Annotated in this window: 20 protein-coding genes and 1 pseudogene; 4 read left to right on the top strand and 17 right to left on the bottom strand. The window is 72.0% G+C overall.

What is annotated here, in order from left to right; translation table 11 throughout:
• Nucleotides 1-21 precede the first annotated feature (21 nt).
• Nucleotides 22-1,500 (bottom strand): D-alanyl-D-alanine carboxypeptidase/D-alanyl-D-alanine-endopeptidase, encoded by a 1,479-nt coding sequence (dacB, locus tag ACGFZK_RS17705; RefSeq protein WP_393849773.1) that lies wholly within the window; start codon nt 1,498-1,500, stop codon nt 22-24.
• A 135-nt stretch (nt 1,501-1,635) separates the two neighbouring features.
• On the opposite strand from dacB, the gene ACGFZK_RS17700 reads away from it, so the two are divergent.
• Complete coding sequence (locus ACGFZK_RS17700; RefSeq protein ID WP_008742522.1) at nt 1,636-2,130, top strand: inorganic diphosphatase; 495 nt, start codon at nt 1,636-1,638, stop codon at nt 2,128-2,130.
• A 196-nt stretch (nt 2,131-2,326) separates the two neighbouring features.
• Complete coding sequence (locus ACGFZK_RS17695; protein ID WP_393849772.1) at nt 2,327-3,970, top strand: threonine/serine exporter ThrE family protein; 1,644 nt, start codon at nt 2,327-2,329, stop codon at nt 3,968-3,970.
• A 122-nt stretch (nt 3,971-4,092) separates the two neighbouring features.
• Here ACGFZK_RS17695 and ACGFZK_RS17690 read toward each other — a convergent pair whose 3' ends face one another.
• From ACGFZK_RS17690 to ACGFZK_RS17650, 9 genes and pseudogenes are all read right to left on the bottom strand, one after another.
• The gene (locus ACGFZK_RS17690) at nt 4,093-4,803 is read right to left on the bottom strand and encodes a DedA family protein (protein ID WP_393849771.1); all 711 of its coding nucleotides are present in this window, start codon (nt 4,801-4,803) and stop codon (nt 4,093-4,095) included.
• A 120-nt stretch (nt 4,804-4,923) separates the two neighbouring features.
• Nucleotides 4,924-5,682 (bottom strand): MerR family transcriptional regulator, encoded by a 759-nt coding sequence (locus ACGFZK_RS17685; protein WP_393849770.1) that lies wholly within the window; start codon nt 5,680-5,682, stop codon nt 4,924-4,926.
• A gap of 76 nt (nt 5,683-5,758) precedes the next feature.
• On the bottom strand, nt 5,759-6,571 hold the full coding sequence (locus ACGFZK_RS17680) for an ABC transporter permease (protein WP_393849769.1): 813 nt from the start codon (nt 6,569-6,571) through the stop codon (nt 5,759-5,761).
• The gene (locus ACGFZK_RS17675) at nt 6,568-7,545 is read right to left on the bottom strand and encodes an ATP-binding cassette domain-containing protein (protein ID WP_393849768.1); all 978 of its coding nucleotides are present in this window, start codon (nt 7,543-7,545) and stop codon (nt 6,568-6,570) included. The genes ACGFZK_RS17680 and ACGFZK_RS17675 overlap by 4 nt, the downstream gene beginning before the upstream one ends.
• 76 nt (nt 7,546-7,621) lie before the next feature.
• Nucleotides 7,622-8,251 carry a PadR family transcriptional regulator gene (locus ACGFZK_RS17670; protein WP_393849767.1) on the bottom strand — a complete coding sequence of 210 codons (630 nt, stop codon included), beginning with the start codon at nt 8,249-8,251 and terminating at the stop codon, nt 7,622-7,624.
• A gap of 23 nt (nt 8,252-8,274) precedes the next feature.
• Complete coding sequence (locus tag ACGFZK_RS17665; RefSeq protein WP_393849766.1) at nt 8,275-8,787, bottom strand: DinB family protein; 513 nt, start codon at nt 8,785-8,787, stop codon at nt 8,275-8,277.
• A gap of 113 nt (nt 8,788-8,900) precedes the next feature.
• Nucleotides 8,901-10,976 (bottom strand): annotated as a pseudogene (gene mrdA, locus ACGFZK_RS17660) (penicillin-binding protein 2); the annotation flags it as partial.
• A gap of 61 nt (nt 10,977-11,037) precedes the next feature.
• Nucleotides 11,038-12,495 (bottom strand): aldehyde dehydrogenase family protein, encoded by a 1,458-nt coding sequence (locus tag ACGFZK_RS17655; protein WP_393849765.1) that lies wholly within the window; start codon nt 12,493-12,495, stop codon nt 11,038-11,040.
• 89 nt (nt 12,496-12,584) lie between these two features.
• Complete coding sequence (locus ACGFZK_RS17650) at nt 12,585-13,463, bottom strand: helix-turn-helix domain-containing protein (protein WP_393849764.1); 879 nt, start codon at nt 13,461-13,463, stop codon at nt 12,585-12,587.
• Between the two features lie 341 nt (nt 13,464-13,804).
• On the opposite strand from ACGFZK_RS17650, the gene ACGFZK_RS17645 reads away from it, so the two are divergent.
• Nucleotides 13,805-14,314 (top strand): ATP-binding protein, encoded by a 510-nt coding sequence (locus ACGFZK_RS17645; RefSeq protein ID WP_393849763.1) that lies wholly within the window; start codon nt 13,805-13,807, stop codon nt 14,312-14,314.
• 131 nt (nt 14,315-14,445) lie between these two features.
• On the opposite strand, the gene ACGFZK_RS17640 is transcribed toward ACGFZK_RS17645, so the two are convergent.
• The 3 genes from ACGFZK_RS17640 to ACGFZK_RS17630 form a co-directional block, all read right to left on the bottom strand.
• Complete coding sequence (locus tag ACGFZK_RS17640) at nt 14,446-14,691, bottom strand: DUF397 domain-containing protein (RefSeq protein ID WP_393849762.1); 246 nt, start codon at nt 14,689-14,691, stop codon at nt 14,446-14,448.
• Nucleotides 14,692-14,810: 119 nt separating this feature from the next.
• Nucleotides 14,811-16,856 (bottom strand): FUSC family protein, encoded by a 2,046-nt coding sequence (locus ACGFZK_RS17635; RefSeq protein WP_393849761.1) that lies wholly within the window; start codon nt 16,854-16,856, stop codon nt 14,811-14,813.
• A gap of 105 nt (nt 16,857-16,961) precedes the next feature.
• Nucleotides 16,962-18,137: a DUF2786 domain-containing protein gene (locus ACGFZK_RS17630; protein ID WP_393849760.1), complete on the bottom strand. Its 1,176-nt coding sequence runs from the start codon at nt 18,135-18,137 to the stop codon at nt 16,962-16,964.
• 275 nt (nt 18,138-18,412) lie between these two features.
• On the opposite strand from ACGFZK_RS17630, the gene ACGFZK_RS17625 reads away from it, so the two are divergent.
• Entirely contained in the window at nt 18,413-20,128 is a 1,716-nt protein-coding gene (locus ACGFZK_RS17625; protein ID WP_393849759.1) for a bifunctional 3'-5' exonuclease/DNA polymerase, read from the top strand.
• A 13-nt stretch (nt 20,129-20,141) separates the two neighbouring features.
• Here the strand turns inward: ACGFZK_RS17625 and ACGFZK_RS17620 are convergent, their stop codons facing one another.
• The 4 genes from ACGFZK_RS17620 to ACGFZK_RS17605 all read right to left on the bottom strand — a co-directional run bounded on the left by ACGFZK_RS17620 (nt 20,142) and on the right by ACGFZK_RS17605 (nt 24,114).
• A complete protein-coding gene (locus ACGFZK_RS17620) occupies nt 20,142-21,392 on the bottom strand; it encodes a hypothetical protein (protein WP_393849758.1) in 1,251 nt (416 codons plus the stop codon).
• A gap of 60 nt (nt 21,393-21,452) precedes the next feature.
• The gene (locus ACGFZK_RS17615; protein WP_393849757.1) at nt 21,453-21,968 is read right to left on the bottom strand and encodes a SigE family RNA polymerase sigma factor; all 516 of its coding nucleotides are present in this window, start codon (nt 21,966-21,968) and stop codon (nt 21,453-21,455) included.
• Between the two features lie 160 nt (nt 21,969-22,128).
• Nucleotides 22,129-22,650 carry a GNAT family N-acetyltransferase gene (locus tag ACGFZK_RS17610; protein ID WP_393849756.1) on the bottom strand — a complete coding sequence of 174 codons (522 nt, stop codon included), beginning with the start codon at nt 22,648-22,650 and terminating at the stop codon, nt 22,129-22,131.
• 225 nt (nt 22,651-22,875) lie between these two features.
• A complete protein-coding gene (locus ACGFZK_RS17605) occupies nt 22,876-24,114 on the bottom strand; it encodes a serine hydrolase domain-containing protein (protein WP_393849755.1) in 1,239 nt (412 codons plus the stop codon).
• Nucleotides 24,115-24,159: the final 45 nt, after the last annotated feature.

Here is a 24,159-nt window from a genome sequence, read left to right as displayed (position 1 = left end):
ACCGGCCCTCCGGCGGACCCCCTACGAAGCGGTCGCCACGGCGGCGGCCAGCTTGTCGAGGGCTTTCTCGGCGCCCTCGGGGCCGGGGCTGTTCGCCGTGAGGAAGGCGAAGGCGAGGAGCCGGCCGGAGGAGTCGACGACGGTGCCGGAGAGGGAGTTCACCCCGGTCAGGGTGCCGGTCTTGGCCCGGAGCAGGCCGGCGGCCGGGGAGCCGCCGGCGTTACGGGCCTTCAGGGTCCCGGTGAATCCGGCGACGGGCAGTCCGGTGAGGACCGGCCGCAGTTCCGGCCGCTGGGGGTCGGCCGCCTTGACGAGGAGCCCGGTGAGCAGGCCCGCGCTGACCTTGTCGGCGCGGTTCAGGCCGCTGCCGTCGGCGAAGCGGGAGCCGGCCGTGTCGACGCCGAGGGCGGTGAGCCGCTCGGTGACGGCCTTCTCGGCGCCCTCGAAGCTCGCGGGCCGGCCGGAGGCGAGGGCGGTCTGCCGGGCGAGGGCCTCGGCGATGTCGTTGTCGCTGTTGGTCAGCATCCGCTCGACGAGCCCGGCCACCGGCGTGGAGAGGGTGACGGCCAGCGGCTGCACGCCGGCGGCGGCCTTGGACCGGGCCGGTTCGCCGGTGACCTTGATGCCGCGCTCCTCCAGCAGGGTGCCGAAGGCCCGCGCGGCGTCCCCGGACGGGTCGTCGGTCCGGTCCACGGGCCCGGAGGTGGAGTCGTCGGGGCGGCCCTCGTCGGCCGCCAGGGCGGTCACGGGAGCGAGGTTGGGGTTGGCGCCGATCGGGTGGCGGGCGGGGCCGCCGTAGAGGCTGTCGTCGTAGGCCAGGGTCACCGTGTCGGTGCCGGCGGCCTTGAGGGCCTGTGCGGTGTCGGCGGCGAGGGCGACAAGGCTGCCGCCGGATCCGGCGGGGCTCTTCTTCTTGGCGGTGAGCGAGGGGTCGCCGCCGCCGACCAGGACGATCTGCCCGGGGGCGGCGCCGGGCGCCACGGTGGTCCGGATGCGGTGCTCGGGTCCGAGGGCGGCCAGCACGGCCGCGGCGGTGGCGATCTTGACGGTGGAGGCGGGGGTCATCGCGTCCCGCGCCCCGGACTCGTACAGGACCTGCCCGGTGGCGGTGTCGACGACGGACGCGGTACGGACCGTGCCGAGCGCGGAATCGGCGAGCAGCGGCTTGAGGGCGGCGGCCAGGCCCCCGGCGGAGGCGGGCTCGGCGGGGGCGCTCTGCGCGCGGGGGACGCCGGGGCCGATCCCGCCGAGCACCCCGGGGGCGCTGGGCGCGGCCTGCGGCAGACCCCCGGAACCGGGCCGGTCACCGTGATCTGCGCCACCCGTACGGCCCCAGGAGGCGGCTCTGTCCCGCTCGGCCTTACGCTGGCCGGAGTCCCATGGACCGGCGGCCGTCACGGCTGCCACCGACAGGGCCAGGCCGGCGACGGCCGAACCAGCGATGAGCTGCCACGTCTTGACCAATGGCACCTCGGACCAGCCCCTTTCGCGATCACACATATGCGTGAGGGACACTTAACCACTGCGTCTTGCCGCGAGCATGGCACCCCACCCGCAGGGCTGGGCCGGACGCGCGCGTGAGTTGAGATCAACGCAGTTCTCGAAGCAATGAAGCTGATCATGGAGGAGCAGGACGTGGAGTTCGACGTCACCATCGAGATCCCCAAGGGTTCGCGGAACAAGTACGAGGTGGACCACGAGACCGGCCGGATCCGTCTGGACCGTCGCCTCTTCACCTCGACCAGCTACCCGGCCGACTACGGCTTCGTCGAGAACACCCTCGGCGAGGACGGCGACCCGCTGGACGCGCTGGTCATCCTTGACGAGCCGACCTTCCCGGGCTGCCTGATCAAGTGCCGCGCCATCGGCATGTTCCGCATGACGGACGAGGCGGGCGGCGACGACAAGCTGCTGTGCGTGCCGGCCTCGGACCCGCGTGTCGAGCACCTGCGCGACATCCACCACGTCTCCGAGTTCGACCGCCTGGAGATCCAGCACTTCTTCGAGGTCTACAAGGACCTGGAGCCGGGCAAGTCCGTCGAGGGCGCGAACTGGGTCGGCCGCACCGAGGCCGAGGCCGAGATCGAGGCCTCGTACAAGCGCCTGGAGGCGCAGGGCGGCCACCACTGAGCTCACGCTCGGCGGTAGGCAGGGCGGTACCGGGCGGGAGCGCCGCCCCGGGGCCCCACGTGCCATGGCGGGCGGTATCCCTGCGGGGATGCCGCCCGTCGTCATGTCCGCGGGCCGGTACGGCCCGGCTGGGTATGCGGTGGGAGGAAACGATTCCGCATACTGATATCCCGGGTGATCACGGACTGGAGGACGCGTGGCGGAGGCCGACGGGGCAGAGGACAGGAAGCCCCAGTCCGACGAGGCGCACAGCGCCTTCACGCCGCCTCCCGGGATGGAGCCGGAGGTCCTGGAGGAGGACCAGCCCACCTCGGAATTCGCCCGTCCGGCGGGCGCCGATCCGGTGCAGCCCGAGCTCGAGGAGGGGTCGGCCTTCGCCGCCCCGGCCACCTACCGGGCCGCGCAGTCCCCGCCCGCCTACACCCCCGGCCAGGGCTTCCCCGTCGTGCGGATGAAGGAATCGCCCTGGCAGGACCGCATGCGCACGATGCTGCGCATGCCGGTCGACGTCCGGCCCGTGCCGGAGCTGGTCCAGCGGCAGAGCGAGGCCGGCCCCGCCGTGGGCCGTGTGCTCGACCTGACCCTGCGCATCGGCGAGCTGCTGCTCGCGGGCGGTGAGGGCGCCGAGGACGTGGAGGCCGCGATGTTCGCGGTGGCCCGCTCCTACGGGCTGGACCGCTGCGAGCCGACCGTCACCTTCACCATGCTGTCGATCACCCACCAGCCCTCGCTGGTGGGCGATCCGGTCTCGGCCAGCCGGACCGTGCGCCGCCGCGGCCCCGACTACAACCGCCTCGCGGCCGTGTTCCGGCTCGTGGACGACATCAGCGCCCACGAGATCGACGTGTCGCTGGAGGAGGCCTACCGGCGCCTCGCCGAGATCCGCCGCAACCGGCACCCGTACCCCGGCTGGATGCTCACGGCCTCCGCCGGACTGCTCGCCGGGGCCGCCTCCACGCTGGTCGGCGGCGGGGTCCTCGTCTTCGTCGCCGCAGTGATCGGCGCCGTCCTCGGTGACCGCCTGGCCTGGCTGTGCGCCGGGCGCGGACTGCCCGAGTTCTACCAGTTCGTGGTCGCCGCGATGCCGCCCGCGGCCATCGGGGTGGCGCTGAACATGACCGGGATCGACGTCAAGGCCTCCGCCGTGATCACGGGTGGGCTGTTCGCGCTGCTGCCGGGACGTGCCCTGGTCGCGGCCGTGCAGGACGGCCTGACCGGCTACTACATCACCGCCTCGGCCCGGCTGCTGGAGGTCATGTACCTCTTCATCGGCATCATCATGGGCGTGCTGGTGGTGCTCTACGTCGGGCTGCAGTTCGACGCCTCGCCGCGGCCGGAGGAGGTCCTCCAGATCCAGCAGCGGCCGCTGATCCAGATCGCCGCCTCGATGGTGCTGGTGTTCACCTTCGCGATCCTGCTCCAGCAGGAACGTTCCACCGTGTGGATCGTGACGCTGAACGGCGCGGTCGCCTGGGTCACCTTCGGCGCCCTGCACTACGCGGGGGGCATCCCGCCCGTCCCTTCCACGGCCATCGCGGCCGGGCTCGTCGGCCTCTTCGGGCAGCTCTTCTCCCGCTACCGCTTCGCCTCCGCCCTGCCGTACGTGACGGCCGCCATCGGCCCGCTGCTGCCCGGCTCGGCGACGTACTACGGGCTGCTGCTGATCGCCGAGAACCGGCTGAACGAGGGGCTCGGCTCGCTGGTGAACGCCGCGGCCATCGCCCTGGCCATCGCGATCGGGGTCAACCTGGGGTCGGAGGCCTCGCGGCTGTTCATGCGGATCCCGGGGGCCGCGAGCGCCGCCAAGCGCCGCGCGGCGAAGCGGACCCGCGGCTTCTGAGGCCTCGTACGGGTACACGTACGCCCCGGAGACTCCCGTGGGTCTCCGGGGCGTACGGGGGGCGTACGTGGGGCGTACGAGGCCCTACGGCGCTCGTACGGGCGGTGCTGGGGCGGGCCCGTTCAGCGCTTGGCGTGACGGCCGCGCGTGCCCGGGGCCTGCGGGCCGGAGTCGTCGGAGGCGGCCACCGCGGCCGCCCCGGCGGCGGCGTTCGCCTTGTTCTCCTTGCGGGCCTTCATGACCTCGAAGGCCACCGGGATGACCGAGAGCAGGACGATGCCCACCAGGATCGGCTCGACGTTCGTCTTGATGAACTCGATCTGCCCGAGCCAGTAGCCGGCGATCGTGACGCCCGCGCCCCAGCCGATGCCGCCGATGACGTTGTAGGTCAGGAAGGTGCGGTACTTCATCGTGCCGGCGCCCGCGACCATCGGGGCGAAGGTACGGATGATCGGCACGAAGCGGGCGAGCACGATGGCCTTCGGGCCGTGCTTGTCCATGAACTCGTGCGCCTTGTCCAGGTTCTCCCGCTTGAAGAGCTTGGATTTCGGCCGGTTGAAGAGCTTCGGGCCGAAGAACTTGCCGATCATGTATCCGACCTGGTCACCGATGATCGCGGCGGCCACGATCAGGGTGCAGACCAGCCACAGCGGCTGCTTGATGTACTGCCCGTCCGCGACCAGCAGGCCCGCCGTGAACAGCAGGGAGTCGCCGGGGAGGAACGCGAAGAGTCCCGACTCGGCGAAGACGATGACCAGGATGCCGATCAGACCGAAGTGCGAGATCAGGTAGTCCGGGGACAGCCACTCTGGGCCGAGCGCAAGCGTATACACGGGTTCCGGGCTCTCCTGGAATCGGGGGGCGTTTTGCGGAGCGGGCGGTTTCAATTATCAACGCACACGACCCCCGCCCGGTTCCAGGGACCGGAGGGGGTCGCGCGGGTGATCATCCGGCTACGCCTTGCGCACCGCGTTCGCCAGGATCGCGTCCCGGACGTAGACGGCGAGGCCCGGCCGGACGGCCTCGTAGTACTCCGTGAACCGCCCGTCCGCGACGTACATCTCGCCGAGGCAGGTGTGGACCTCGTACGTGCAGAAGTAGTAGCTGCCGTTGATCCAGCCGCGGTGCTCCTCGGCGAGGTCCATGGCCTCCTCGGAGTCCGCGGGCGCACCCAGGGCCAGCAGGTCCGCGAACCGCCGGTTGATGTCCTCGGCCTGCGCCTGGACCCGCTGCCAGTCCTCCTTGGTGTACGAGGCGGTCCGGCGCGCCGACTCCTGGTACGCGTCCGTTCCGCCCCAGCGCTGCTCGGCCTCCGCGGCGTACTGGTCGGGATCGAAGTCACCGAAGACCTCGAACTTTTCCTCGGGCGTGAGGTTGATGCCCATCTTCTTCGCCTCCATGGCGTGCTCAACGGCCTTGGCCATCTGCTGGAGCCGGTCGATCCGGTCGGTCAGCAGGGCATGCTGCCGGCGCAGATGCTCCCGCGGATCCGTCTCCGGGTCGTCCAGCAGGACCGCGACCTCGTCGAGGGGGAAGCCGAGCTCCCGGTAGAACAGGATCCGCTGCAGCCGGTCCAGGTCGGCGTCGTCGTACCGCCGGTGTCCCGCGTGGCTGCGGCCGCCCGGGGAGAGCAGGCCGATCTCGTCGTAGTGGTGCAGGGTGCGCACCGTGACTCCGGCGAATCCGGCGACCTGGCCCACGGAGTAGCTCATCTCTTCCGCCCTCTGGTTGGGTACGCCCTTCACTGTGGTCCCTCACGCGGCGTGAGGTGCAAGTCCGCTGCGCCGGTTACTTGCTCAGGGCCCGGAACCTGGCCACCGCCAGCGGGAAGAAGACCGCCAGCAGCAGGACCGGCCAGCCGACGGCGAGCAGTGCGGCATGGTCACCGGCCCACGACTCCCCGGCGGCGGCCGGATTGCCGAACAGGTCGCGGACCGCGGTCGCCGTCGCCGACATCGGGTTCCATTCCACCACCGTCCCCAGCCAGTCCGGCATCGACTCGGGCGTGGCGAAGGCGTTGGAGAGGAAGCCGACCGGCCACACGAGGATCTGCACCGCCTGCACCAGCTCCGGACGGCCCGCGACCATGCCCAGGCAGATGCCGATCCACAGCATCGCGAAGCGCAGCAGCAGGAGCAGCGCGAAGGCGAGCAGTGCGGCCGCGGGCGAGCCGTGCCAGCGCCAGCCGAGGAGCAGGCCGACGCCCGCGAGGACGGCCAGGCCCACCGCCGACTGGAGCATGTCCGCCACGCTGCGGCCGACCAGCACCGCCGCGGAGGACATCGGCATGGCGCGGAACCGGTCGATCACCCCCTTGCCGAGGTCCTGGGTGACCGCCGCCATCGTCGCCTCCAGCCCGAAGGCCATGGTCAGCGCGAGCATGCCGGGTACCAGGAACTCGACGTACTCGCCGTCGATCCCGCGCCCGCCGCCGACGAGGAAGCCGAACATCAGCAGCAGCATCACGGGGAAGACCAGCCCGACGACCATCTGGACCGGCCGGCACGCCCAGTGCGCGAGCTCGCGCCGGGTCATCGTCCAGGAGTCCAGGAGCACCCAGGGCACGACCGGGCCCGCCGACGTGGGCGTACTCGTGCTCATGCGGCCACCTCCGCGGCGTCGGCGTCCGTCCGGCCGGTCACGTCCGTCCGGCCGGTCACGTCCGTGCGGCCGGTCAGGTGCAGGAAGACCTCGTCGAGCGTGGGGCGGCGGACCGCGAGGTCCGCCGCCTCGATGCCCGCCTCCTCCAGCGCGCGCAGGGTCAGGGTCAGGCCCGCCATCCGGTCCTCCACCGGGAAGCTCAGGGTCAGGGAGTCCGGGTCCACGGCCGGCTCCGGCAGCAGCTGCGCCGCCTGCGCGAGCCGGAGCGCGTCGCGCAGGACGACGACGATCCGGTCGGCCCCGACGAGGGCCTTCAGCTCGTCGGCCGTGCCCTCGGCCGCCACCCGCCCCGCGTCGATCAGCGTGATGCGGTCGGCCAGCTGGTCGGCCTCCTCCAGGTACTGCGTGGTCAGCAGGACCGTCGTGCCGCCGCCCACCAGCGAGCGGACCGCATTCCACACCTCGGCGCGGCCGCGCGGGTCGAGCCCGGTGGTCGGCTCGTCGAGGAAGAGCACCTCCGGCTCGGTGATCAGGGACGCCGCGAGGTCGAGCCGGCGCCGCATGCCGCCGCTGTACTGCTTCACCGGCTTGCGGCCGGTGTCCGCGAGGCCGAAGCGGTCCAGCAGTTCGCCGGCGCGCAGGCCGGCCCGCCGGGCGCCGAGGTGGTGCAGGCGGCCGAACATCTCCAGGTTCTGCCGCCCGCCCAGTTCCTCGTCGAGCGCGGCGTGCTGGCCGAGCAGCCCGATCCGGGCGCGGACGGCCGGCGCCTGGGTGCGTACGTCGTGGCCCGCGACCCGGACCACGCCCTCGTCGTGCCGCAGCAGGGTGCTCATGATGCGCACCGCCGTGGTCTTTCCGGCTCCGTTGGGGCCGAGCACGGCGTGCACCGTGCCGGGCTTCACCTCCAGGTCGAGCCCCGCCAGCGCGGGCTTGCCGCCGTACCGCTTGTGGACACCTTCGATGAAGATCGCCAAGACCGCTCTCCATTAGTCAAATTTGAGTAGCAGGGAGCGTCAAGGTAGTGCCCGCCCTCGGGCTAGTCAAACTTGATTACGCGCCCTGCTGCGTGGCGTACGGGTTCTCCTGGCCGTCCGCGAGGACCCCCACGAACGGATCACCGCCCTCACCTGCGAAGGAGTACGCGCCCCCCTCGATCCGGGCGATCAGCCCCCGCGTCCACTCCGCCTCGGCGTCCGCGGAGTGGACCCACATGTGCATGATCTCGCCGATGTGACCCAGCGTCTCCGGGCCGCCCTCCGGCGTGTAGTACTCCGTCACGGACGACCGCCAGCCCGCCAGCTTCGCCAGCCGCTCCCGCAGCAGCGCGAGCACCTCCGCCCGCGGCAGGTCGACCATGAAGCCGATCGCCGCCGACAGCACGTCCGTCTTCTGGTCGTACGCCGCGAGGGCCTCCCGCAGCAGCCTGAAGTACTCCTCGCGGCCCGCGTCCGTCACCTCGTACTCGGTGCGCGGCGGCCCGCCCGCCGCGCTCGGCGCCACCTCGTGCGCGTGCAGGACGCCCTGCTTCGCCATCTGCTTGAGCGCGTGGTAGATCGATCCGGGCTTGGTGTTCGACCACTCGTGGGCGCCCCAGTACTCCAGGTCGTTGCGCACCTGGTACCCGTGGGCCCGCCCGTGCTGGCGGACCGCGCCGAGGACAAGAAGCCGGATCGCTGACATGGGGCCAGGCTACTCACCCGTGTTCACCCCATGGCGCGGGTGCCGTCCAGGGACTCCCGGACGATGTCCGCGTGCCCCGCGTGCCGGGCGAACTCCTCCACCAGGTGCAGGAGCATCCAGCGCATCGAGACCTTGCCGTTCTCGGGGAACCAGGGCGCCGGCGGGAGCGGGAAGGTGTCGTCCAGGCTCGGGACGGCGGCGACGAAGGCGGCCGTCTGCTCCGCGACCTCGTCCCAGAAGGCCAGGACCGACTCCACGGACTCGCCCTCGACCAGCCGGAACATCTCGCCCCAGGTCTCCTCGGAGCGCTCCCGCTCGTTCGGCGCCTGCTGCGCCATGCGCAGCCAGCCCAGTTCGCACTCGGCCACGTGCTTGAGCAGCCCGGACAGGGTGAGCTCGCTGATGCTGGGACGGCTCGCGGCCTGCTCCTCGCTGAGGCCGAGAAGGGATTCGCGGATCGCCGTGCGCTGGGCGCCGACGAAGGCCAGGAGCGTGCCGCGCTCGTCGCCGGGGACCTCGGTGGAAATCTGAGCCATGACCGACCGCCTTCTGCGTGGGGTGTCCGTGCCGGGGGCTTTCCCCCCGACACGACACACGCTACGGAGCATTGCGGTCAGTTCCTGTCCTCAATGGCCGCTCAGTTGGGTGCGATTTCCCCGTCCGGGCGGATCGCCGGCAGCGCGGTGGCGGGCTTCGGGAGCAGGGCCTTGGTGAGGTCCTGCCTGCCCGTCGGGTCGAGCCCGTACATCGCCTCGTAGATGCTGCGGACCGCCGGTCCCGAGGCCCCGGAGCCGGTACCGCCCTGGGAGATGGTCATGACGATCGCGTAGTCGTCGGTGTACGAGGCGAACCACGAGGTCGTCTGCTTGCCCTGGACCTCGGCCGTGCCCGTCTTGGCGTGCATCGGGATCTGCTTCTGCGGCCAGCCGCCGAACCGCCAGGCCGCGCTGCCGTTGGTGGCCACGCCGGCGAGCGCCTCGTCGATGTTGTCGCGGGTCTTGGCGTCCATCGGCAGCTTGCCCTGCTCCTTCGGCGCGATCTCCTGGACCGAGGTGCCGTCGGCGCTGACGATCGCCTTGCCGATGCTGGGCTGGTGGAGCGTGCCGCCGTTGGCGATGGCCGAGTAGACGGAGGCCATCTGGATCGGGGTGACGAGGGTGTCGCCCTGGCCGATCGAGTAGTTGATGGCGTCGCCCTCACGCATCTGGTTGCCCTGGCGGCAGTTCTCGTAGGCGATCTTCTCGGCGAAGGAGCCGTTCTTCTTGCCGTCGCGGCACCAGGCGTCCTTGTTCGCCTCGAAGAAGTCCTGCTTCCACTTCCGGTCGGGGACCCGGCCGGGGACCTCGTTCGGCAGGTCGATGCCGGTGCGCTTGCCCAGCCCGAACTCGTGGGCGGTCTTGAGGAACCAGTCGTTCGGGTTCTTCTTCGGGTTGATCCCGCCGTCCTTCTTCCACTCCTGGTCCGCGAGGGCGTAGTAGACGGTGTCGCAGGAGACCTCCAGGGCCCGGCCGATGGTGATGTCGCCGTGGCCCTGCGACTCGAAGTTCGTGAAGGTCTGACTGCCCACCGAGTACGAGCTGGGGCAGGGGTAACGGTTGTTGAACGGGTACCCGGCGTTGACCGCGGCGGTGGAGGTGACCACCTTGAAGATGGAGCCCGGCGCCGCCTGGGCCTGGATGGCCCGGTTCAGCAGCGGGTAGTTCGACTCCTTGTCGGTGAGGCCGGCGTAGTCCTTGGCGGAGATGCCGCCCACCCAGGCGTTGGGGTCGTAGGTCGGGTTCGAGGCCATGGCCACGACCCGGCCGGTCTTGGTCTCCATCACCACGACGGCGCCCGAGTCGGCCTCGTAGTTGCGGCGGGTGTTCTTGTCGTACACCTTGCGGGCGTCGATCATCGCGTTGTTCAGCTGGCGCTCGGCGACCGCCTGCACGCGCGAGTCGATCGAGGTCACGATGTTCGAGCCGGGCCGCGCCGGGTCCGTGTCGCCCTGCCCGATGACCCGGCCGAGGTTGTCGACCTCGTAGCGGGTGATGCCCGCCTTCCCGCGCAGCTCCTTGTCGTACGTGCGCTCCAGGCCGGAGCGACCGACCTGGTCCGAGCGCAGGTACGGCGATTCCGACTTCTTGGCCTTGGCGATCTCCTCGTCGGTGACCGGCGAGAGGTAGCCGAGCACCTGGGAGGTGTTGGCCGCGTCCGGGCCCGCGTAGCGGCGCAGGGCGGTCGCCTCGGCCGTGATCCCCGGAAAGTCCTCGGGGTGCTCGCGGATCTGCAGTGCCTGCTCGGTGGTGGCCTCGTCGCTGACCGGGATCGGCTGGTAGGGGGAGCCGTTCCAGCAGGGCTGCTTGGTCTTGGCGTCGCACAGCCGGACCTTGTCGATGACCTCCTGGGCGTCCATCCCCAGCACCCCGGCGAGCCGGGTGAGCACGGACTTGCCCTTGTCCTTCATCGTCAGCAGCTCGGTGCGGCTGGCGGAGACCACGAGGTGGGTCGCGTTGTCGGCGAGCGGAACCCCGCGCGAGTCCAGGATCGAGCCGCGCACGGCGGGCTGGACCACCTGCTGGACGTGGTTGTTCTTCGCCTCGTCCGTGTACTCGGAGCCATTGCGTATCTGGAGGTACCAGAGGCGTCCGCCCAGCGTGAGCAGCAGTGAGAAGACCACGATCTGGATGACGACGAGCCGGTTCTGGACCCGAGGGGTCCGGCCGGTCTCCGGTATGTTGCTCAACTCGATCTCCCCCGGGCGGCTGCCTACGCCCGGCCGAGTCTAGGGGGATGCCGGGGAAGACCTAGAACGGGAAGGTCGTCCGGCCGTGCTGTATGGAGATCCACTTCTGCGTGGTGAACGCCTCGATCGTGGCCTCGCCGTTCAGCCGGCCCAGGCCCGAGGCCTTCTCGCCGCCGAAAGCGGCCAGCGGCTCGTCCCCGATCGTCGAGTCGTTGACGTGGATCATGCCCGTCTCGATCCGCTGCGCGAAGCGGACGCCCCGCTCCACGTCCCGGGTGTGCACGGCGCCGCTGAGCCCGTACGGGGTCGCGTTGGTCAGCCGTACGGCCTCGTCCTCGCCGTCGAAGACCACCAGCAGGGCCACCGGGCCGAAGATCTCCTGGCCCAGCAGCGGGGAGTCCTCGGGGATGCCGGCGAGCACCGTCGGTTCCACCAGGTTGCCGCGCGTAGACCCCCGTACGAGCGCCTGCGCGCCGGATTCCACGGCCTGGTCCACGAGCGCGGTCAGGGCGTCGGCCTGGAAGGAGTTGATCAGGGGGCCGATGTGGGTGTCCGCCTCGTGCGGGTCGCCCGTCTTGAGGGCGCGCACGCGGGCGGTGAACTTCTCGGTGAACTCCTCGGCGACGGACGCGTCGACGAGGATCCGGTTGGCGGCCATACAGACCTGGCCCTGGTAGACGAAGCGGCTGAAGACGGCCGCGTCCACCGCGTAGTCGAGGTCGGCGTCGTCGAGGACGACCAGCGCGCTGTTGCCGCTGAGCTCCAGGACCGTGCGCTTGAAGTGACGGGCGGCGACCGCTCCGACGTGCCGGCCGACCCGGTCGGATCCCGCGAACGAGATGACCTTGGGGACGGGGTGGGTCAGGAGCGCGTCGCCTATCTCGGCGATGTCGGTGACCAGGACGCTCAGCAGGCCGGCGGGCAGCCCGGCGTCCTCGAAGATCTTGGCGATCACGCCGCCGCCGACGACCGGGGCGTTCTGGTTGGGCTTGATGACGACCGCGTTGCCCAGCGCCAGGGCCGGGGCGACCGACTTCAGGGTCACGAGGAAGGGGAAGTTGAAGGGGCTGATCACCGTGATGACGCCCACGGGGAGCCGCTGGACCCGGTTCTCCTTGCCCTCGACCGGCGAGGGCAGGATCCGGCCCTCGGGGCGGACGGCCAGCTGGAGCGACTCGCGGATGAACTCCATCGCGAGGTGGACCTCGTACTCGGCCTTGGGACGCGTCCCGCCGAGCTCGTCGATCATCGCCTCGACGATCTCCTTCTCGCGCTCCTCGGTGATCCGCAGGGCGCGCTCCAGGACCGCGCGTCTGGTGTACGGGCTGGTGGCGGCCCACTCACGCTGGGCGCGCTCGGCGCTGCGGTAGGCCTGGTCCACCTGCTCGACGGTGGCCACGGTGATGGCCGCGAGCTTCTCCCCGTTGTACGGGTTGACGTCGATGATGTCCCACGAACCGGTACCGGCCAGCCATTCGCCGTCGATGTACTGGTGAGCCAGGTCGCTGAATATGGACATGCCATCCCTTACTGCGAGCGCGCACCCGTGCGCTGCACCGGAGACCGATCGGTCATCATGCACTGATCAGGCGTCATACTACGTGCGAATCAAGACAGTTGGAGCAGGCCGCGAAGAAGATCCCGGGTTCGGTCGGGATCGGGGCAGTCCGCCTGAAGCCGTTCCATCGCCCGCCCGTACTGCCCCACTTCCTCGTCCTTGTCCAGGTAGAGGGCACTGGTGAGCTGTTCCAGATAGACGATGTCCTGCAGGTCGGACTCGGGGAAGCGCAGCAGGGTGAAGGCTCCGCTCTCGCCCGCGTGGCCGCCGAAGGAGAAGGGCATCACCTGGAGCTGCACGTTGGGCCGCTGGGAGACCTCGATGAGGTGCTCCAGCTGACCGCGCATGACCTCGCGGTCGCCGTACGGGCGGCGCAGCGCGGCCTCGTCGAGGACGGCGTGGAAGACCGGGGCGTTCTCGGAGACGAGGACCTTCTGCCGCTCCAGGCGCAGGGCGACGCGGCGGTCGATCTCGGCGCCGGTGGCGCCGGGCATGCCCCGCTTGACGACCGCGTGGGCGTAGGCCTCGGTCTGCAACAGCCCGTGGACGAACTGGACTTCATAGATCCGGATGAGCGAGGCGGCGCCCTCCAGGCCGATGTACGTCTGGAACCATCCGGGCAGCACGTCGCCGTAACTGTGCCACCAGCCGGTCGCGTTGGCCTCGCGGACCAGTCCGAGCAGCGACTCGCGCTCCGTGCTGTCAGTGACTCCGTAGAGCGTGAGGAGGTCCTCGACGTCTCTGGCCTTGAAGCTCACCCTTCCCAACTCCAAGCGGCTGATCTTCGATTCGGATGCGCGGATCGAGTAGCCGGCCGCCTCACGGGTGATGCCGCGGGATTCTCGGAGTCGCCTGAGCTGGGAGCCCAGGAGGATGCGGCGCACCACAGAACCGCTTGCTTCTGCGGTCACTAGTACTGCCCTCCCCATCGCATTGGCGTGCGCGTGGTGTGCGCGAGCGTCTCGGGGCCCCCGCACCCCAGGGGCCGCAGTCTGCCACCAAAACGCATCGGCCCGTACTCGTTCTGTAACGGAATCCCGGCTGCGGGAAAAGAAGTCCGTCAGTATGCGTAGGAAGAAATGAGTCAGAACCGTCACGGGAGCGGACAGGTCCGGCGCGTGCACGTGCATCTGCCCTTGCATCCGGCCCGAGCATTCGGAACGATGGTCCCCGCGCACCTGCGTGCTGTTCGCGCCGGCGCCGGACCCACCCCGCAGTTCTTTCTGGACGGAGATGACCGCTCCGCCCGCGAATCCCGGGAGTGCCTCGCATGGGGACGAATGGATCGACCATGCTCGAGCCGTTACGGCAGGGGCTTCCCCCGGTCGACCCCACGGCTGTCTCCGGGTCCGCCTCCTGCGCCCTGCCCGCCCGTTTCGACGCGGTGCGCGGCGCCCGCACCTTCACCCGGTCGACCCTGTCCCAGTGGGGCCTCGACGACCGCTTCGACGATGTCGCCCTCGTCGTCTCCGAGCTCGTCACCAACGCGCTGCGCCATGCCCTGCCCGAGGACACGCGGTGCGCGGACGCGGAGCCGGAGCCGCCGGTACGGCTGCACCTGATGCGGTGGAGCACGCGGCTGGTGTGCGCGGTGCGGGACCCGAGCGAGGACCGGCCCGGCGGGGCCTTCTCCCCGGAGCGCACCGAGGAGAACTTCGACCTGGAGTCCGGGCGCGGGCTGTTCCTGGTGGACTCGTACAGCGACAGCTGGGGCTGGCACCCCCTCGCGGGGCGGCTGACCGGCAAGGTCGTCTGGGCACTGTTCCTGCTCCCGGACTGAGCGGCCGGCAGCCGGCCACCGGCTCCCGCAAGCCGCCGATCAGGGGCGTACACACGACACCTGGCCGGGATTGATCACTGCGATCAGTCCCGGCCAGTGCACGTGCATGGCTTGATGAGTGCGCTGTTCCGTCAGGCGATCAGATGATCGAACTCGCCGTCCTTGACCCCCAGGAGCAGGGCCTCTATCTCGGCAGGCGTGTAGACGAGCGCCGGTCCGTCGGGAAAGCGCGAATTGCGCATGGCGACATCGCCTCCCGGCAGCCGTGCGAACTCCACGCAGGAACCCTGCGAGTTGCTGTGTCTGCTCTTCTGCCACGTCAGCTCAAACAAGGAAGCGAGTTCTGCAGCTGCCATCCCGTTGTACGCGTGGTCCACAGGAAGCCCCCGATAGTGCAGATGTCAACTCCTCCGGATCATAGCTGTGTTCATGGGCTGCTGCATGGGCAGATGCACGTGCACGCGGGGTGGTGCCTTGATCACAGACAGGTTGGCTGTCAGGCCCGCAGGGCCTCGGACACCTCGTCCAGCGACTCCAGGAGCTGCTCGGCGGCCCCGCGCAGCACCCCCGGCCCGGGTGCGTCCCAGTCCGCCAGCACCTCCCGGACCCCGTCCCACCGCGGCACCCGGCGCTCCCGTACCGCCTTGGCGCCCGCCCCGGTGTCGCTGCGCAGGGCCTCGGCCAGGGCGGCCGCGCCGGGCAGCGGGGCGTGCCCGCGGTCCGGGAGGTGGGCCTCCAGCAGCATGGAGCACCGGCCCAGCGCGGCGAGGGCGTCCCCCGCGCCGTCGGCGGCCGCGCGGGACAGCCCGCGGTGGCGCACCGGCTCCCCGGCGGCCCGGTCCAGGGCCTCCTGCCAGGCGATCCGGGCGTCGCGGGCCGCCAGCAGGGCCTCGCGCACGTCGGCGCGCCGGGCCCCGGCCGGGTCGGCGTACTGCTCGAGCACGGCGGCCGCGTACCGTCCGCCGGCAGCGATCCAGTCCGCGAGGCGGGTCCGCAGCCGTGGGGTCTCCCAGGCCGGGTAGAGCGCGTAGCCGATCATCGCGAGCAGTCCGCCGACCAGCGTGAGGGCGACCCGGTCGGGCACGGTCTGGTCCCAGCGGACCCCTCCCATGCCGAGCAGGAAGACCACGTACGCCGAGACGAAGAGCTGCGCGACGGCGTACCCGGTGCGCATCAGGGCGTACATCAGCCCGGCGCTGACCACGGCGAGGAACCCGGACAGGTACATGCCGGGCTGGGCGAGCTGCACGATGCCGGTGGCGACCGCGACCCCGACGAGGGTGCCGCCGAAGCGGGCGACGGCGCGCGCGTAGGTCTGGCTGAAGTCCGGGCGCATGATCATCACGGAGGCCATCGGGGCCCAGTAGCCGTGCCCGAACGGCAGTGCCTGACCGACCACGTAGCCCGCGCAGGCCACGGCGGTCACCCGCACGGCGTGCCGCAGGATCGGCGATCCGCGGTGCAGTTCGGCCCGTACGGCGGCCAGGACCAGCGGCACCATCCCCGGCAGGGTGGGCCGCAGCATCGACTCGCCGGGATCGGCCGTTCGCCCGGATCCCGGCTGGGCCGTCTCCAGTACGTCGTCCAGCAGGGCGGCGAGCCGGCGCGCGGCCCGAAGCGGCGCGCCGGTGAGGAGATCCGCCGTGTCGGGGGACTTCAGGACGGCCAGCGAGGGCGCGGGGAGCCTCACCGGTTCCCCGTACCGGATCGCATGCGCCGCGGCGTCCAGGACCGCCCCGGCGGCGTCGAGCAGTTCGCGCACCCGGTCCCGGCCCGGGCCCTCGGCCGGGGCACCCACCGCCGGATCGGCGAGCGAGGCCAGCACCGGCCGGATCCGCTCCGCGAGCCCCCGCGCCCCGTGCAGCTCGGCGGGGCGGCGACGGGCCTGGCGCGGGGTGACCGTGGCGGCCGCCCGCGCCCGCATCAGGGGGCCGGGGTCGAAGGGCGCGACGGGGTCCCGGCGCAGACGGCGGGCGTAGTCGCCCTCGGCGGCGAGGGCGTCGGCGAGCGCGTCGCGCTGGGCGCCCCAGCGGCGGACGGGGAAGAGCACGATCAGCAGCGCCTGGACCACCCCGCCCGCGGCGATCATCGCGGCGTGCCCGGCGGCCTGCGGCACGGAGGTGGGCAGGGTGACGGTGACCAGCATGACGGCGACGTTGCCGGAGGCGATGATCCCGGCGGTGGGGCCGGCCGCCCAGAGCAGGCCCGCCACGAAGGTCCAGACGGCGAGCAGGGCGAGGAACAGCCCGGTGTGCGAGGCGCCGACGAGGTAGCCGACGAAGGTGGAGACGGCCAGGGTCAGGCCGGACGCGAGGGCGAGCACCGGGCGCGGCCGCCAGCTCTGCTGAAAGGTGGCGATGGCGGCCATGAAGGCGCCGAAGGCCGAACTGGCCGCCGAGCCGGGGCCCAGGAAGGCGAGTCCGGCGGCGATGACGATCGCGAGGCCGGCGGCGGCCCGCAGGGCGACGAGGGGTTCGAGGCGGGTCCGCTCGATCGTCAGACCCGAGCGGGCGGTGCCCTTCAGTGCCCGGAGCCAGCTCATGGCGCCGAGCGTAGCGGTTGTCAGGACTTCTTCGGATTTGTCGGGACCCAGGTCGTACCTGTTCCACGAGCCGTCCACGAGCCCGGCCTGATCGGCAGGATTTTTCTAGGGGGTGAGCGGCTTCCTCCGGCCGCCCACGTGGGCGCGGTCGGCGGCGGCCGTGCCGTCCTCCCAGCCCGCGTGGTCCGTGGCACCGCGCAGCCGGGTCGTGGTGGTCCGGGGGAACATCTCCTCCGCCCGGGAGGTGACCGCCACGTCCCGGGCCACCAGGGCCGGCAGGTTGCCGGGAGCCTCCGACGCCGTGTGCTCGGCCGTCTCGGCGAGCCGGTGGCCGAGCCGGCTGGCGTAGGCGAGCAGGAAGGACTGCCTGAAGGTCTTCGTCCGCTTGCGTCCGCCGGAGCGCTGCGCGGCCTCCGCGCGGGTCATCGCCGCCGTGCCCTGCACGAGCAGCGAGGTGTAGAGCAGCTCCACCGCCTCCAGGTCGCTCTCGAAGCCGACCACCGTGGAGAATTCGAGGCCGCTGTTCCACACCGCCCGGCAGCGGTTGGCGGTGGCCACCGCGTCGAGCAGCACCGCCTTCGCCTCCTCGTACGGCGGCTCGACGCCGATCCGGCAGGCCGCGGGGACCTGCACCGCGCCGCCGCGGGCGGCCAGCAGCGCCTCGTCCACGGTGTGCCGGGCCATCAGCTCCTGGGCCTTGGCGCTGAGCGCCTCCGCCTCGTCCGGGAAGGTGGTCGCCTCGGCCTTGGCGAGCAGGGCCCGGATCCGGCCGAGCATGCGGGGCTCGATGTGGGCGTGTTCGGCGAGGGCGCCGGCCGGGTCGCCGGGGAGCGGACCGACCGGTTCGATCGAGGGCAGCCGGATCAGCAGCCGCAGCACCTCCAGGAAGGCGGTGGCCAGCGTGAACCGGTCGGCCCGTTCCCGCTGCGCGAGCCGGTCGGCGTACTCCTCGTCGCCCGTCCACCACACCTCGTCGGCGCCCCAGCGCGCCGGGAGCCGGGCGTAGCGGCGCGCCTCGGCGGCGATCAGGTCCCCGGTGATCCGCAGATGCCGCTCGTCGAGGTCCCGCCGCACCAGCCGCAGCACGTCGGCCGGCTGCCAGCCCCGCTCCCAGCCCTGGCGCACGTACGCCTCCCCGCGCGCCAGCAGCTCCCGCCCGACCGCGGCCCAGCCCCCCTGATCGGCGACGAGCAGCGAGGCCCCGGTGTCCAGCCCGGCATCGTCCTGGGCGTAGAGGGCGGCGGCAAAGGCTCGATCGACGGTCTCGGCAAGGTCTCTCACCCCCTCAGCTTGGCATGTCCGCACCTCCAGCCCCCCAGGCGCCCTTCACCCCCGCCGGCACCCTTTCACCCCGGTCGGTGCCCATTCAGCCCCGCCATCCCCCCTCCAGCCCCGCCGGCGTGTGAGGCGCTCTTTCAGCCCCGCCGGCGTGTGAGGCGCGGGGGTCCGGGGGCAGCGCCCCCGGCAACGGCGCCGCACCCGGCGCGCGCCACGACACCCCGCACCCCGCGGCCAGCGACCCGGCCCTGTCAGACCCCGGTGGGACACTCGCACCCATGAGCGACCGCACCCCCCGGTGGGCCCTCGCCGAGGACGGCGACGGCTGGTGGCACGCCGCGCCCGTCACCCCCACCGACGGAGTCCGGATGCGCGTCCGCGACCCCGCCGAGGCGGTACGGGCCGCCCCGCCCGGCACCCGCTGGGTCTGGCGGTCCACCGCCGCCGTCTACCCCCGCCTCCTCTCGGCCGGCGTCCGCGTCGAGCGGTGCCACGACATCGAGGACGCCGAGCTGCTGCTCCTCGCCCACGAGGGCCGCTTCGGCGAGCCCCGCTCGGCCGCCGCCGCCTGGGCCCGCCTCACCCACGCGCCCGTACCCCCCGATCCGCCCCAGCGCGCCGCCAACCCCCGCGCCCAGGACTCCCTCTTCGACCCGCAGCCCACCCCCGTCCCCCTGGACGCCCTGCTCGCCGTCCACGCCGACCAGGCGAAACGGCTCGACGCCACCGCCCACCCCGACCGGATGCGGCTGCTCACCGCCGCCGAGTCGGCGGCCTTCCTCGTCGCCGCCGAGATGAACCGCACCGGCCTGCCCTGGCGGGCCGACGTCCACCGCGCCCTGCTGACCGAGCTGCTCGGTGAGCGGTACGCGGGCGGCGGGGAGCCCCGCCGCCTCGCCGAGCTGGCCGACCGCGTGTCCGCCGCCTTCGGCAGACGCGTGCGCCCCGATCTGCCCGCCGACGTCATCAAGGCCTTCGCCGGGGCCGGGATCAAGCTCAAGTCCACCCGCCGCTGGGAGATCCAGGAGCTGGACCATCCCGCCGTCGAGCCGTTGATCGAGTACAAGAAGCTGTACCGGATCTACACCGCGCACGGCTGGGCCTGGCTCGCGGACTGGGTCCACGACGGCCGCTTCCGTCCGGAGTTCATCCCCGGCGGCACCCTCACCGGCCGCTGGGTCACCAACGGCGGCGGGGCCCTGCAGATCCCCAAGGTGATCCGCCGGGCCGTGGTCGCCGACCCCGGCTGGCGGCTCGTCGTGGCCGACGCCGACCAGATGGAGCCGCGCGTACTCGCCGCGATCTCCCGCGACCCCGCCTTCATGGAGGTCGCCGGGGAGGCCTCGGACCTCTACACCGCCGTCTCCCGCCAGGGCTTCTCCGGTGACCGGGACAAGGCCAAGATCGCCGTGCTCGGCGCCGTCTACGGCCAGACCTCCGGGGACGGCCTGAAGAACCTGGCCGCGCTCCGCCGCCGCTTCCCCCGGGCGGTCGCGTACGTGGACGACGCGGCCAAGGCCGGGGAGGAGGGCCGGCTCGTACGGACCTGGCTGGGCCGCACCTGCCCGCCGCCCGCCGGCTCCGGCGAGGGGAACGAAGCCGGCGACGGCGGCGTCGACCCGGGCGAGGGGTACGGGGAGGGCGGGGCCGGGGCCCCGCAGGACCGGGAGGACGGCTGGACCCCCAGTTACGCCTCCACCAACACCCGGGCCCGCGGCCGGTTCACCCGTAACTTCGTCGTCCAGGGCAGCGCGGCCGACTGGGCCCTGCTGCTGCTCGCCGCCCTGCGGCAGGCGACCGCCGGTATGCGGGCCGAGCTGGTGTTCTTCCAGCACGACGAGGTGATCGTGCACTGCCCGGCCGAGGAGGCCGAGGCCGTCGTGGAGGCGATCCGCGCCGCGGGCGACCGGGCCGGCCGGATCGCCTTCGGCGACACCCCGGTCCGGTTCCCCTTCACGACGGCGGTCGTGGAGTGCTACGCGGACGCCAAATGAAGCCGTTCCCACGCTAGTTGCGGGTCCGGTTCCACCCCGGGGCCAGCGCGATCTCCTTCACCTGTTCCAGCGTCAGCGCGGGTTCCCGGCGCGTGGGTGCTCCACTCTGATCGGCCGTGTTGAAGGCGGACACCACCACGCGCAGCCCGTCCTTGCGCAGGGTGTCCACGGTCCACTGGATCACGCCCTTGCCCTTCTCGCCCGGCCCCGTGCTGACCTTCACCTTCGTACCGTCGGGCTGCGTGATGACACCGGCGGCCGAGAAGTCCAGTTCCTTCGCCGCCTGTTGGACGTTGATCTGGACCAGGGACTTGCCCTTGCCGTCGTCGAGGACGGCGTAGCCGTACGTGCCCTCACCGCCCTTGGCGACGATCGGGGCGGTGATCCCGAACCCGCCCAGCAGGTGTTCCAGGGCCGCCCCGGCGTTCCGGTCCCGCAGCGCGGCCGACGAGGACTCCCGGGGCGCCTCCGGCTCGGGTTCCGTCAGTTCGTTCAGCGCCGCGTGCCAGGTGGGGGAGGTGGCCAGGGCCTTCAGCTCCGCCGTGGCCAGCGGGGGGTCGGTCCGGGAGACGGGAGAGCCCTTCTCGGCCGCGGCGTTCCACTCGGACACGTTCACCAGGAAGCCCTGCGGGGCCACGAGCACGGCCCACCAGACCTTGGTGTCCTCCCGGCGGTCCGGGTACTCGTACCCCTTGTACAGCAGCAGCCTGGACCCGTCCGCCAGCTGCTCGGTCCGGCAGTCGTCGTAGCCTCGCAGGGTCTTGTCCCCGCACTCGGTCTGCTCGCGGGCGATGCTGCCCTTCGGGTCCACGCGCTGGAGGCGGACGGCGATGGCGGCCTTGCCCCTCCCGTCGTCGTACACGCCGGAGACGTGGGGGCCCAGCTCGTCACCCGTGCCCCGCGCCTGTGGCTGGGTGAGCTGCCCGCCCGGCAGCAGCCCCCGCAGGTTGGTGATCAGCTGTTCGGCGGTGACCGCACCGCTGCCGGCCGGCGGCTGTTTCCCGTCCTTGCCCGGCAGGGTCGGCGGCGCCGCGACGTCAGCCGTGCCCGAGGCGCCGGAGCCGTCGAACAGGCCGCCGGTGTAGGCGCCCGCCGTGGCGATCACGGCCAGGGCCAGCACGGATCCACCGGCCAGGGCGGCCCGGCGGCGCGCCACCAGTCGGCGGCCACGCTGCTCGCCCGCGTCCACGAGGGCGTGCTGGTCGGTCGTGAAACCGTCCCCGGCACGCCGGAGGGCTCCGCCGAGTTCGTCTTCAAAGGGCATGGGGAACCAGACCTTCCGTTTCAGGGGTGGGGTGAGACGAGGAATCGGCCCGCGCCGGTCTCAGAGGTCGGCGAAGGCGGCCAGGCTGCCGCCCAGCTGCTCCCGCAGCCGGGCCAGCGCCCGCGAGGTCCGGGTACGGACGGCCGCCGAGCTGGCGTTCATCGCGTCGGCGGTCTCCTCGATGCTGCGGTCCTCCCAGAAGCGCAGCACCAGCACCGCCCGGTCCTTGGCACCCAGCCGCCCCAGCGCCTCCAGCAGCGTCAGCCGCAGGGCCGCGTCCTCGCCGCCGGCCGCGGGCGCTCCCGACTCGGGGAACTCCCCGACCGGCCGCTCCCCCGCCGACCGGCGGCGCTGGTGCGTGAGGAAGGCCCGTACCAGCACCGTCTGCGCGTACGCCGCCGGATTGTCGATACGGGAGATCCGCCCCCACTTCAGGTACATCCGCCCCAGGGTCTCCTGCACCAGGTCCTCCGCAAGGTGGGTGTCCCCGCTGGTCAGCAGACACGCCGACCGGTACAGATGACCCGACCGGCCCGCAGCGAACTCACGGAACCCGTCCCCGCGACCGTGCCGCATGCGCTCCCCCTCGCGTCCCCGTCTCACCCCACTGACGCGACGGCGGTGCGGAAATGTTTCATCCCCGGCCGGAAGTCCTTCCGGCGGTTTTTCCGGAGGTCATTCCGGAGGTCATCCCGGAGGTCATTCCGGAAGGGCTTCCCGAGGCCGTTCGGGACGTTCAGCCCAACTCGTGGAAGTACACGTGGAATTCCTCGCGGACGAAGCCCTCCGTCTCGTACAGCCCCTGCGCGACGGTGTTGTCGTACGCGGTCTCCAGCTGCACCCCGGACACCCCGGCCTCGCGGGCCCGGCGCAGCACCTCGCGCAGCAGCGCCCGGCCGGCCCCGGTACGGCGGCCGGCCGGGGCGACGTACAGGTCGTTCAGGACCCAGGCGGTCCGCAGGGAGAGGGAGGAGAACCCGCGGTAGACCTGCGCGAAGCCGACCGTGCCGGCCTCCGGGACGTCGGCGAGCAGGACCAGGGACTCGTCCTTGGCGATCCGCTCCGCGAGGAAGGCCCGCGGGGCGTCCGGGTCCTCGACGTCCACCTCGTAGAAGTCGAGGTAGCCGCGGAACAGCACGGCCGCCGTGTCGACGTCCGCCTCGCCGGCCGCGCGGACCGAGACCGCGGGTGCGTCGAGCGCGGAGTCCTCCGCCGGGGGCTGGGCGCCCTGCTGTGCTGCCTGTGCCTGACCGTTCATGTGCGTCTCCCTCAGGGGTGTTTCGCGCGCCGCGGACCATTGTGCGTGGAGGGCGGCGGGTCGCTGCGAGTCGCTCCGGTCCGCTGCGGGTCGGCCCGGCCCTCGACGCCCTACGCTACGGCCGGAATCGGCCGCCGCGAAGGGCCGGCCGCGCACACGACCCCGCCGGCCCCGGGAGCGAAGTCCCGGGGCCGGCGGTGCACATGGCGTCCGCGGCGCGGCCGCTCAGGAGGCGGGCTGGGCGGGCAGCGTGTAGACCCGGCCGGGGGTCAGGATCTTGGTGATCGCCTCGCCGAACAGGGTGCTGGGCTCCTGGCCCTCGTAGCCGATGTCCGTGTTGAGCAGGACCACCAGCGTGGCCCGGGACTCCGGCAGGTAGATGACGAGCGACCCGTACCCCGGCAGTGAGCCGTTGTGCCCGATCCAGCCCTGGACGTTGAAGATGCCGAGGCCGTAGCCCGCGCCCGGGAGGGCGTCGACCACGTCCAGCCGCTCGGCCTGGGTGGCGGGGGTCAGCAGGGTCCCGGTCGCCAGGGTCTTCGCCCAGCTGCGCAGGTCGGAGAGGTCGGAGATCATCGCCCCGGCCGCCCAGCCCCAGGAGGGATTCCAGTCGGTGGCGTCCTCGGTCTTCCCGGAGGCCGTCTGGTTCGTGTAGCCGTGGGCGTGCGGACTGGGGAACTCCGCGCCGATGGGGAAGAGCGTGTGCTTCAGCCCGGCCGGTTCGACGACCTCCCGGTCGATGAACGTGTCGAGGGGGACGCCGCTGACCTTCTCCACCACCAGCCCGAGGAGGATCAGGTTGGTGTTGCAGTAGTCGAACTTCGCGTTCGGCGCGAACAGCACCGGGTGTTTGAAGGAGTACGCGAGCAGCTGCTGCGGGGTGAAGGGCCGGTCGGGATCGCTGGTCAGCGCCTTGTAGAAGTCCTCGTCCGCCGAGTAGTTGAACAGGCCGCTCCGCATCCCGGCCAGCTCGCGCAGGGTGATCTTGTCACCGTTCGGCACCCCGTCGACGTACGTGCCGATCGGGTCGTCCAGCCCGACCTTCCCGTCGTCGACCAGCTCAAGGAGGGCGGTCACCGTGAAGGTCTTCGTCACGCTGCCGATCCGCATATTCAGGTCGGTGGTCATCGGCGCGTCCGTGGCCTTGTCCGCGATGCCGAAGGACCGTACGTACTCCCCCTTGCCGGGCGCCGACACGGACACCATCACGCCGGGGATCTTCGCCTCGGCCAGGACCTTGCGGATGGCGTCGTCCAACTGCCGGGCCACGGCGGGGGTCAGCCGGGGGAACTGGTCGGAGGAGGCCGTCGGGGCCGGGGTCGGGCTCGGAGCCGGAACGGTCGCGGCCGGCGCGGGCGCCGCCGCGTCCCAGGCGTACACCGCCCCTGCGCCGGTTCCCACGGGCCCCACCACGAGTCCGACCGCTGCCGCGCCCACGGCCACACTGCGCCAACGTGCCGTCATGCCCGGCCTCCTCACATGCCAAGCCAAGGACCCACCTTCCCACGC

Origin of the sequence: Streptomyces sp. NPDC048257, from assembly GCF_043201855.1 — a bacterium.
Lineage (GTDB): Bacteria > Actinomycetota > Actinomycetes > Streptomycetales > Streptomycetaceae > Streptomyces.
The sequence above is the reverse complement of the archived record's forward strand: the minus strand, read 5'-3'. Positions and strand labels throughout refer to the sequence as shown.

Coding starts and splice junctions, on each gene's coding strand:
- dacB (WP_393849773.1), bottom strand. CDS start 1,500: ATGTGTGATCGCGAAAGGGGCTGGTCCGAGGTGCCATTGGTCAAGACG.
- ACGFZK_RS17685 (WP_393849770.1), bottom strand. CDS start 5,682: ATGAGCTACTCCGTGGGCCAGGTCGCCGGATTCGCCGGAGTCACGGTG.
- ACGFZK_RS17680 (WP_393849769.1), bottom strand. CDS start 6,571: ATGAGCACGAGTACGCCCACGTCGGCGGGCCCGGTCGTGCCCTGGGTG.
- ACGFZK_RS17670 (WP_393849767.1), bottom strand. CDS start 8,251: ATGTCAGCGATCCGGCTTCTTGTCCTCGGCGCGGTCCGCCAGCACGGG.
- ACGFZK_RS17665 (WP_393849766.1), bottom strand. CDS start 8,787: ATGGCTCAGATTTCCACCGAGGTCCCCGGCGACGAGCGCGGCACGCTC.
- ACGFZK_RS17655 (WP_393849765.1), bottom strand. CDS start 12,495: ATGTCCATATTCAGCGACCTGGCTCACCAGTACATCGACGGCGAATGG.
- ACGFZK_RS17650 (WP_393849764.1), bottom strand. CDS start 13,463: ATGGGGAGGGCAGTACTAGTGACCGCAGAAGCAAGCGGTTCTGTGGTG.
- ACGFZK_RS17645 (WP_393849763.1), top strand. CDS start 13,805: ATGGGGACGAATGGATCGACCATGCTCGAGCCGTTACGGCAGGGGCTT.
- ACGFZK_RS17635 (WP_393849761.1), bottom strand. CDS start 16,856: ATGAGCTGGCTCCGGGCACTGAAGGGCACCGCCCGCTCGGGTCTGACG.
- ACGFZK_RS17625 (WP_393849759.1), top strand. CDS start 18,413: ATGAGCGACCGCACCCCCCGGTGGGCCCTCGCCGAGGACGGCGACGGC.
- ACGFZK_RS17620 (WP_393849758.1), bottom strand. CDS start 21,392: ATGCCCTTTGAAGACGAACTCGGCGGAGCCCTCCGGCGTGCCGGGGAC.
- ACGFZK_RS17615 (WP_393849757.1), bottom strand. CDS start 21,968: ATGCGGCACGGTCGCGGGGACGGGTTCCGTGAGTTCGCTGCGGGCCGG.
- ACGFZK_RS17610 (WP_393849756.1), bottom strand. CDS start 22,650: ATGAACGGTCAGGCACAGGCAGCACAGCAGGGCGCCCAGCCCCCGGCG.
- ACGFZK_RS17605 (WP_393849755.1), bottom strand. CDS start 24,114: ATGACGGCACGTTGGCGCAGTGTGGCCGTGGGCGCGGCAGCGGTCGGA.